Annotated in this window: 5 protein-coding genes; all 5 read right to left on the bottom strand. The window is 47.7% G+C overall.

Features of this window, described 5'->3' with window-relative positions:
• Positions 1-4,665: autotransporter outer membrane beta-barrel domain-containing protein (locus EOJ37_RS13265; protein WP_276318283.1), on the bottom strand; the 4,665-nt coding region annotated here is incomplete at its 3' end.
• Between the two features lie 736 nt (positions 4,666-5,401).
• Positions 5,402-6,163 carry a hypothetical protein gene (locus EOJ37_RS13260; RefSeq protein ID WP_240651720.1) on the bottom strand — a complete coding sequence of 254 codons (762 nt, stop codon included), beginning with the start codon at positions 6,161-6,163 and terminating at the stop codon, positions 5,402-5,404.
• A gap of 64 nt (positions 6,164-6,227) precedes the next feature.
• Positions 6,228-6,989, bottom strand: coding sequence for a hypothetical protein (locus EOJ37_RS13255; protein ID WP_240651719.1), 762 nt, complete (start codon positions 6,987-6,989; stop codon positions 6,228-6,230).
• A 58-nt stretch (positions 6,990-7,047) separates the two neighbouring features.
• A complete protein-coding gene (locus EOJ37_RS13250) occupies positions 7,048-7,803 on the bottom strand; it encodes a hypothetical protein (RefSeq protein ID WP_127960375.1) in 756 nt (251 codons plus the stop codon).
• Complete coding sequence (locus tag EOJ37_RS13245; RefSeq protein WP_127960374.1) at positions 7,800-9,692, bottom strand: lipase family protein; 1,893 nt, start codon at positions 9,690-9,692, stop codon at positions 7,800-7,802. The genes EOJ37_RS13250 and EOJ37_RS13245 overlap by 4 nt, the downstream gene beginning before the upstream one ends.
• Between the last annotated feature and the right edge of the window lie 19 nt (positions 9,693-9,711).

Raw genomic sequence — 9,711 nt, 5'->3', positions numbered from 1 at the left:
TTGCACTTCGCCACTGAAGGCGTTGCCAGTACTCTGGGCAAAGTTAAACGCCGCGCCAGCAGTATCGACGCTCAGTAATCCGTTGCCGGTCAGGCGATAGAGGAAGTTAAATGCGCTGCTGCTGCGGATAGTCAGTTGGTCGCCGCTGTTGGCGATATGGAAGCCAAGCGCGCTGTTGAGCAACGTTAAGGCGTCCAGTGTCATCTGGGCATTGCCGTTCAGTTCCACTAACCCGCTGAAGTTGGCCAACTTGCTGTTGCCAGACAGGTCAAGTTGGCTGTTGCGCAGTAACCAGGTGCCAGCACCGCTGATGCGGTTGCTCAGTGTGACCGGTGTGCCAGCAGCAAACTGGTCAAAAATCAGTTGACCCCCGTTGGCGATATCGATGCTGCCGCTGCCCAACTGCTGCTGTTGGCTGGCGGTCAGGCTGCTGCTGCCATCAATGTTAAATTGGCCAGCAAACGCGCTGTTATCACCGCTGAAACTGAGTTGGCTGGCGTGGTTGATATTGACCTGTGCGCCAGTGACTCCACTGAGCCGGTTAGCAATATTGCCCTGTAACTGGTTGAAGAACAGTTGTGACGAGGCCATCGCTAATGCCAGGTTCGCACTGCCTATCTGATTGCTTTGGCTAACGGTTAGTGCCGAGTGCTGATTGATTTGGATCGTGCCAGTAAATGCCTGGTTGTTTGCGGTGAAGCTGAGTTGATGGTTGACATTGACTTGTCCGTTGCCAGAGAGCCGATTGGCAAAATCGCTGTCTGCAACGTTGAGGTTGAGGCTGCCGGAGAGCTCAATGTCGCCGTCGCCCAGGGCATCCGCCGCATTCAGGCTGGCACTGGCACCGCTGGCAATAGTGGTCTGGGCGGTGAAGGTTCGGTTCGCCGCGTTGACGACAAAGTCTCCACCCAGCAGCCGCAACCAGCCATTGCCACTCAAGCCATCAACATGGTCAGAGCTGCCGCCAGCAGCCAGGGTTAAGCTTCCACCAGCAAAGTTCAGGCGACCGGCATTGCTCAGTGAATTGATTAACTGGCTGTAGCCGAATAAGTTCAGCGTGGCACCATTGGCGATGGTCAATCGGTCAGTATTACCCAGTACGTTGTTGGCAGCAAAATTAACCACACCGCCATTGACGCTGGTGTTACCGCGATAGTCGTTCTGTGAATTAACCAGTGTGAGTGCGCTGTTATCGGCACCAATTTCTAGGTTTCCGCTGCCAGTTAGGCGTGCTGATAGGGTGTCATCCTGCGCACCGAATGAGCTTAGCGTTAATGTCTGCCCTGCTTGCAGGTCGATCTGCGTCAGTTGATGTCGCAGTTGTAATCCTGGTGCGCTATCAAGGGCAAAGTTGTAGCTGTTGATGGCAACCCGGTTGCCATTTTGCATGTAGTCGAGCTGTGTGCCGTTAGCGAGTGCATTGCCCGCCAGATCCTGTAGGGTGAGATTTGCCAGTTGGCTGGCACTGAGTGTGTTGTTGCTGTTGACTAAGCTGGTGATGCCTTGCTGATCGAGATCGAGCAGGTTACCTTCAGTAAAAACCTCAGTAGAAACTTGTATTTGTGAAGCATCTTCTACCGTTAAGCTGTCGGTACTGATGGTGCCGCGCTGGTTAAACTGTAGCGTGCTGCCGTTTAAGTTAAGTTGACCAACCCGTACATTGTCTTGTGTGACACTGATCAGGCTGTTCGCCGATCCGCGTAGTGTGGCGTAACTCAGTGCGTTGGCGTTGCTGGGCGTTAGTGCAAAGCTGCCGTTGCTCAAATCCATCACACCACGGAAGGCATCACCGACATTATCGGCAAAATTAAAGTGCTGGTTATTGGCATCCACTTGTAACAGCCCATCACCGGTTAACCTTTTGTTAAACAGGGATACGCCGGTTAAATTGAGCCTGCCCGCTAGGTGTACTGCTCCACCGCCCGTGCCTAACTGTTCGTTTTGGCTGACATTCAGAATACCGGCGTGGTTGATGATCCACTCACCAAAAAAGGGGCTGGCGTGGATTAAGGTGACGTTGGCCCCCGCTTCCACTGTCGCGCTACCGACACCGGCCAGTACCCCAGTAAACTCGCCCTGATAACCATCGGCAAAACGCAGTTGACTGGTGTCAGCCTTTAAGGTGACCTGGCTGTCGTCATCAATGTTGTCGCTATCTACCAGTGTGATTTCCGAGGTTTCATCAATGCCAATATTATTGAAGTTGCTAAGTCTGGTTTCTCTATTCAGTGTGCGAATTGAATTAATAAAATTCAGCGTGTTAACACCAGCACCGGCATTCAGTATTCCCAGTGTCAAGGTTCCTGTTGCAGTCAGGTTCATGATATTAAAAACATCATTACCTGATCCGGTGTGAATATAGTTAACATAAGAGCCGTGGTAAATATTTATTGTGTTATCACCATCGCCAAGATCAATAATCCCCCTGCTGACTGATCCAACATTCAGGGTTAATGTGTCACTGCCTGATCCACTATTAAGTGAGTAGAGACTTCCATTATTAACAATGGTGTTGTCATGGTTGCCCATTGACACACTGCCATTGATCTCTCCATTATTAATTAAACTCTGACTAATGTCATTTTCAAAAACCACCGCACTACCCGCATTGGCGTTAATCGTGGTTTTTTCGCCAACAATAATATTAGCATCGCCATTCTGATCACCATGTGTATATAACCCAATGCTGCCAGCACCTGATGCATTGATGGTTAGCGCTGCATTCGACAAATCAATTCCAGCAAATTTTTTCTCTATCCCAAACCCCATGCCATAAATGTTTGCGACATTATTCCTGCTGCCATATAGGAAGTTTATTCCCAGCAGTTCTGTAAATAGTACGCCATCGGTGGTATTGAAGATGTTGTCGTATAAATTGAAGGTAGATTTTGAACCCGGTTTAAATACCATCGCACTATCATTGATGTTAAATGTTGTGCCTGTGATGGTGTGTACACCGCTGTTATCACTATTAACATTTATCGCTGCTGCCGTGCCATAGGCATTGATTTCACCGCCGTTCAAATTAAGATCAATGTTGGCGTTGAATACCTGAATACCTGAACCACTGTGGGCGTTAATGACTCCATTGCTATTATCCACTGTCATCGTCACGCGCTCAGAGATATTACTCAGCAATAGAACACCAGCAGAGGAGCTTTTGATAACACCTTCATTAATCAGTTTGGCTGTCCCAACCGTGGAGCTGATGCGTTGTAAAATACCAATCGCTTTCAGTATTAAACCTTCATTTTTTACTAGAATATCACCGGTAGCATCCGCTGTTGTTGTCTCTGCTGCGATCCCGATCCCCTCAGAGATCTGATCCGTACCGTCTGAGATCACTGCCCCTGAGCGGATATAGATGTTGCCTTTTCCTGTGCTTTTTTGTGCCAAAATACCGGCGACCAGTTCCTGATCGACCACGGTGATCACTGAACCTTTATCCAGGTTATAAATAACATCATTGTCTGAGGTCGGGCCGTTGAATATCGCTGCTGTCGGGTTAGTACTTGGCAGGTTGCTTAACTGGTGGTTCAGAATGCCACGGGTATTACTCCAGTTGTTAAGCTTTAATACTGCCCCTTTACCAAACCCAGTCACCGGATCATAAGATCCCACCTTTACACCAAAATTGGATATGCCGAGTACGTTTTGTCCAGGAATGTTGAGATCTACTTTTGCACCATCATCAATAAAAAAACTGTAGGTGGCATTATCAGGGCTGGCGCTATTGGCTGGGCCGTTAGTTAAACGCACATTGGAATTGCCTACTACTGAACTATGAAATTTTACGTCGGCATTTTCAGTAAAGCGTATTTTGCTTACTGCCGGGCTAGCATTACTCCAGAATACTGCCGGAAATGCGCCGGGGATAATTGTCAGATCCAGTGTTCCGGTCATTTCTATATTAGAAGAAGTCGCCAGTTGCCGGAATGTCCCTAAATTAAGCACACTAGGGCCATTATTGCCTATGCGTAATACGCTGTCGTTATTTGGTGGTGCCGATGGGCTGTCAGTACCAAAAGCCACTAATTTGTTATTCAGTAGTTTTCCATTATTTTCTATCACTACCGTCAGTCTGGTCGTAGCATCCTGTGCGGAAACAAAGCGTGCATCTTGTGTCAGGGTGCGTGTGGTATTGATGCTGCTAAAATTAGTGAATGTTAGCGTGGCATTGTCCCAATTCGGGTTATTGGTTCGATCAGCCCGCGTCTGAAAAGCCATCAGGCCAAATGTGATCGAATGTCCACCGCCATCGATGACAATATCTTTTCTATTAGATTGATTTTGGAAAATATCTACCGCTCCAGCACCACCGTAATCAATATCCTGAGTTAACAGTAACGTTGTCGCTGTGCCGCTGCTGGAGAGTGCGGCAACCAAGTCAGCACGGCTGGATATCAAGGCACATGAGCTGCCCATATCGATACACTGCTGCTTAGTAATCGCGTAGGCTGGCTGATGTGCAAGTAATAATCCCAATAACGTTATGGTAACCGCATTGATTTTATAGCGGTTATTTTTTGTTATTCCAAAGAGATGAGCCGTCGAAGCGTGGGTATGGATATGTGAGGATTTTTTTTGTTTATTTTTCGTCAGTTCACTCACCACAACAAAAATATGTAGCACACGACTCCATACTACCTTGTAGACCTTGTTCATACGGGAACCTCTTGGATAGCGCTAAGTTATTCTTATCCTTAATAACTGTATTGAAAATAAACAGGTGATTTCAGTGCGATTGAGTCACTGAACTGGGTTGGATTGACGCTAATACACCCGTTGCAGCACAGCGGAGGAAGCAGCAATCTGATCGCTTGTGACAAGTATAGAAGAAGTTTTGGTTTCGGCAGGGAGATGTGATGCAAGACAGATTATGCAAATCTCTATGAGATCTGCGAGTTGTATAAACTGGAGTCGTTAATAAAAACACGTCCTCTCAACACCGGCAACTCGGGGATACACAAAGCCATTATACACGCCTTAAAGCGCTGGCCTGTGTTACTGACCTATCTCGACGATGGGGCTTCTAACTCAGGGCTACCGTATGAGTGCGGTTGCCCTGAGTATACAGGTCAGCGTGGTTATCAACATGCATAGTGACACGATGAGCTTTAACGCCGGTGATCTTATAAATTTTCATATCTGATTTCAGGCGATCCCTTTTACACCTCTCGGAAGTGTACAAAGCGTTAACCGGGAATGCCTGGGTATGTTCAGGTGCTTTGATCTCAATCTCTATCCAGGTGTTGTCACTGGGGGATCAAGCTCTTTATTGAGCTGGGCGCAACCGGCGGTGCTGAGCAGCACGGCAGATAAAAACAGTGGGTTATATTTCATATCCATTCCCTGTGTTAACAAACTAACTGGGGCAGTCAATCGCCTGCCCCGATCACCCTCACATTGCTTTTACCCGATTATAATTAGGGAATACTTCACCGTTATAGGTTTCGCTACCATCCGGGTAAATAATCCGCCAATGGTTGCCCTCTTTTTTTTCTTTTGGCCCAATCGATCTCACCACTTTAGATTCATCAACTTGTGGTAAAAAAGTGATTTTTGCCCCTTCATGCTCTTTTAGTCTAATTTTGTAAAAGTCAAAATCACGCTGACCAAATAAATCAACATCGGTGGATTGTTTACTAAAGCGCCACTCAATAATTACTGGGTAATAAATTGGCGAGAGCGTCAGCGGGCTAGAGACCACAGGGTAATCGATAAACTCACTGCTTCCGTAGCCATCACTAAAGGCGACATTAACGCCAACGCCACTTGTCACTTCTCCATTTTTCACGAGATGCTCGACACTCGCATATTCAATACCGAAAGTGACACGGCTTAGTTGCCATTGGCATCCTCCCCCTCCATTCCTAGGGATTTTAGCGCGATAAAGCCCAGTATCATTTTCCAGGCTCATAGTGATATTCCGCGCTTTGGTACCTGTAATCTTATAAATCTTCATATCTGCTCGCAGCCGATCTCTTTTACAAATCTCCGAGGTGTACAATGCGTTAACGGGGAATGCCTGGGTATGTTCAGGTGCTTTGATCTCAATCTCTATCCAGGTGTTGTCACTGGGTGGGTTCAGCTCTTTATTAAGCTGGGCGCAACCGGCGGTGGTGAGCAGCACTGCAGATAAAAACAGTAGGTTATATTTCATATCCGTTCCCTGTGTTAACAAACTAACTGGGGCAGTCAATCGCCTGCCCCGATCACGCTCACTATTACATCGCCTTTACTCGATCAAAATCGGGTTTAACTTCGCCTGTTGAAGTCACTGTGCCATCTGGGTAGATAATCCTAAAATAGCTCCCCAATTTATTTTCTTTTGGCTCAATCATTCTCACCACTTTAGATTCATCGACTTGTGGTAAAAAAGTGATTTTTGCCCCCTCCTGCGTTTTTAATCTGATTTTGTAAGAGTCAAAATTTATCCGACCAAATAAAGAAAGATAGGTGACCTGTTTGTCAAAGTGCCACTCAGTAATCAACGGGTAATAAATTGGCGAGAGCGTAAAAGGGTTAGAGACCACGGGATAATCGATAAACTCATTGCTTCCGTAACCATTACTAAAGGCTACACTGATACCAACGGCAGTTCCAATCTCACCATTTTTGACTAAATGCTCAACACTGGCATACTTAATACCAAAGGTCACACGGCTTAATTGCCATTGGCACACTCCTCCCCCATTTCTCGGGACCTTAACATGATAAAGTCCGCTGTCATCTGCAAGGTTCATGGTGAGATAACGCACTTTGGTGCCGGTGATCTTATAAATTTTCATATCTGATTTCAGGCGATCCCTTTTACAAATCTGCGAGGTATACAAAGAGTTAACTGGGATTGGTTTGGTGTTTTCCGGTGCTTTGACCGTGATTTCTATCCAGACATTATCACTGGGTGGGTTCAGCTCTTTATTAAGCTGGACGCAACCGGCGGTGCTGAGCAGCACGGCAGATAAAAACAGTGGGTTATATTTCATATCCATTCCCTGTGTTAACAAACTAACTGGGGCAGTCAATCGCCTGCCCCGATCACCCTCACATTGCCTTCATCCGATTAAAATCGGGTTTAATCGCACCTGTTGAAATTATTGTGCCATCTGGGTAGATAATTCGCCAATTCTCACCCTTTTTTCTTTCTTTTGGTCCAATCATTCTCACCACTTTGGATTCATCCACCTGGGGTAAAAAGGTAATTTTGGCTCCTTCATGTTCTTTTAACCGGATTTTATACGAATCAAAATCATGTCTACCAAATAAGTCAACATCAGTGCTCTGCTTACTAAAGCGCCACTGAGTGATTAGCGGATAATAAATTGGTGAAAGTGTCAATGGGTTGGAGACCACAGGGTAATCGTTAAATTCAAGGTAAGCATCATTAAAGGCTACTCTGACACCAACGGCACCTCCAATCTCACCATTTTTTACTAAATGCTCGACACTGGCATACTTAATACCAAAGGTCACACGGCTTAATTGCCATTGGCACCGCCCCCCCCCATTCCTAGGAATCTTAGCACGATAAAGCCCAGTGTCATCTTCCAGGCTCATGGTGAGATAACGCACTTTGGTGCCGGTGATCTTATAAATTTTCATATCTGCTCGCAGCCGATCTTTTTTACAAATCTCCGATAGATAAAAAGAGTTAACACGGATCGGTTGGGTATTTTTCGGCGCTTTGACCGCAATATCTATCCAGACATTATCACTGGGGGGCGCCAACTCTTGATTTACTTGTGCACAACCAGTGTTAGCTAGTAGTACACCAAACAGTACTACAGAGGGGCACTTCATGATGACTCTCCTTGTTGATAAAAACGTTGCATAATCACTTCACCCTCCGGCAGTGATTGGGTGATCACCAAGCTATGTGCCAGTTGCCGATCGAGGGCTAAAAACAGTTTATCCCTATTTTGCTCCGCTAGTGGGATCTCATGCTGGTATTGTTGCAGTTGTGCGGCAAAAGCAGCGATCTGTGGCTGATAACCGTGTCCCGAGGCAGGTGCCAGCAGCTCACGTAACCGTGCAGCAATATAATCGGCATACTGCCCCGAGGGGTGATCTTTGCCGGTTAACGCATCTTTCAATGTTGGGTTGCCATACTGTGGGAACCACTCTTGTTTGCTGTGCTCATCCAACTGTTGCATCAATTGCCGTTGATCCTCACCCGCCTGCTGGTGAGCTGCTGTGCCTAACTGGGGCACCAAAAACAGTTTGGCACTGTTCGGCAGATACTGGCGTCTTTTGGTTTGCGCGCGCGGGTTGCGCTGATCAAACCACTGCTGCACCGAACGTGCTTGGTAAAAGTGCACCACTTCGCCGTGGTGGCAAAATACCTCACTGCCCAACGGCAGCACCGCTTTCACCACCGACCAGGTGTAACCAAACAGGTTGCCAAGTGGCCCCCACAGCTTATAAAACAGGCTGTCAAGTTCACGCTCGGGCGGTACCGAAGGCACGGCATCGTTCTCATTAATATGGCGATAGTGTGGAATAGTCGCCAGCTCCGCCATACTGCTGAGCGTGAGGGTACGCGGCATACCGTAGGTATACAGCAGTGGGTTATATTGCCGGAGTTTTGCTGCATGGAGCAGCGCCAATGCACCGCCTAGGCTATGGCCGGCAATATAGAGACTTTTTTCCTTTTCCAATAGTCGATTCAAGTTACGCAGTGCTTTGACAATATCGTCATCCTCGCTGTTATCCACCACCTGAAACGCCTCTAAAAAACCCTGATGGGCGCGCCCCTGTTTAACAATGTTGCTACAGGGCACAGCGATATCACAGGTCATATCGATCGGTTTATAGGTGGCATCGGTCACCGCATCTTGAAAACTGGCGGTGCCACGCCAAGCGATGATCAGCTCTTGCTGATTGGCGGCAAAAAACAGTTGGCTATCGCCGCGTGGCGCTTCGCCGAGATTAGTGTCCATAAACGCCACATCGGTATAGCGATCAGCAAAGGGCACATCTTTTACCAGTGGCTGGCAGCGTTTATCGTTCACCTGATAGGGCAGGCGTGACAGATCCAGCATCTGTTGATGAAAGAAGTGCTGTACCGAACCTTCCTTTTGTCCTATGTCGTTATATTTTTCATTGGCATAACTCAGAATACTCATCAACGCCAGATTATGCGCGTTCACCAGCGAATACTCCGCAGTGTGGTGCAGCACCAGTGACCAAGCCCGGAACGGGCAGATCTCCACCACATGGCGCTGGCTCATCGGGTTAAGGCGCAAGCCACGGCCGAGGGTGCAGGGGAAGTGATATTCCGGTAGTGGGTCTGTTTCTGGCCAGTTTGCGATATTCGGGCGGCTGTCACACAGTTCGCCGACACGCAAATAGTGGTAACGGTAACCGGCCGCTTCAGCAGCCGGTTTTACCATAGAGCCCGCTTCACCACGCTGTACACGCAGTGGGCGCTGTGCCATCTCCTCCACCAGTGCCTGGGCGCCGAGCGTAATATACGCTGGGATCGCCATCAGTTTCTCCTCACGAATGATGCCGTTAAAATCGCTGCGCCCGTGACGGGTGACGCCGTTAGGGTCTCTGAGTTGGTAAGGCATGTTGGTAATCGGTTGCCCCTGTTCATCCAACAGTTCAATCTCTACCCAGTGGCGTAATAAATCACAGGAATAGTGGGTCGGTGGGCGTTTGCGTGGTGTGTTTTCGTTCGTCGTCATGATAAAGACACTCCTTGTT

The sequence above is a fragment of the Serratia microhaemolytica genome (genome assembly GCF_004011885.1).
GTDB lineage: Bacteria > Pseudomonadota > Gammaproteobacteria > Enterobacterales > Enterobacteriaceae > Serratia_G > Serratia_G microhaemolytica.
Note: the sequence above shows the minus strand (reverse complement) of the source record. Positions and strands in the feature narration are given on the sequence as shown.

Coding starts and splice junctions, on each gene's coding strand:
- EOJ37_RS13260 (WP_240651720.1), bottom strand. CDS start 6,163: ATGAAATATAACCTACTGTTTTTATCTGCAGTGCTGCTCACCACCGCC.
- EOJ37_RS13255 (WP_240651719.1), bottom strand. CDS start 6,989: ATGAAATATAACCCACTGTTTTTATCTGCCGTGCTGCTCAGCACCGCC.
- EOJ37_RS13250 (WP_127960375.1), bottom strand. CDS start 7,803: ATGAAGTGCCCCTCTGTAGTACTGTTTGGTGTACTACTAGCTAACACT.
- EOJ37_RS13245 (WP_127960374.1), bottom strand. CDS start 9,692: ATGACGACGAACGAAAACACACCACGCAAACGCCCACCGACCCACTAT.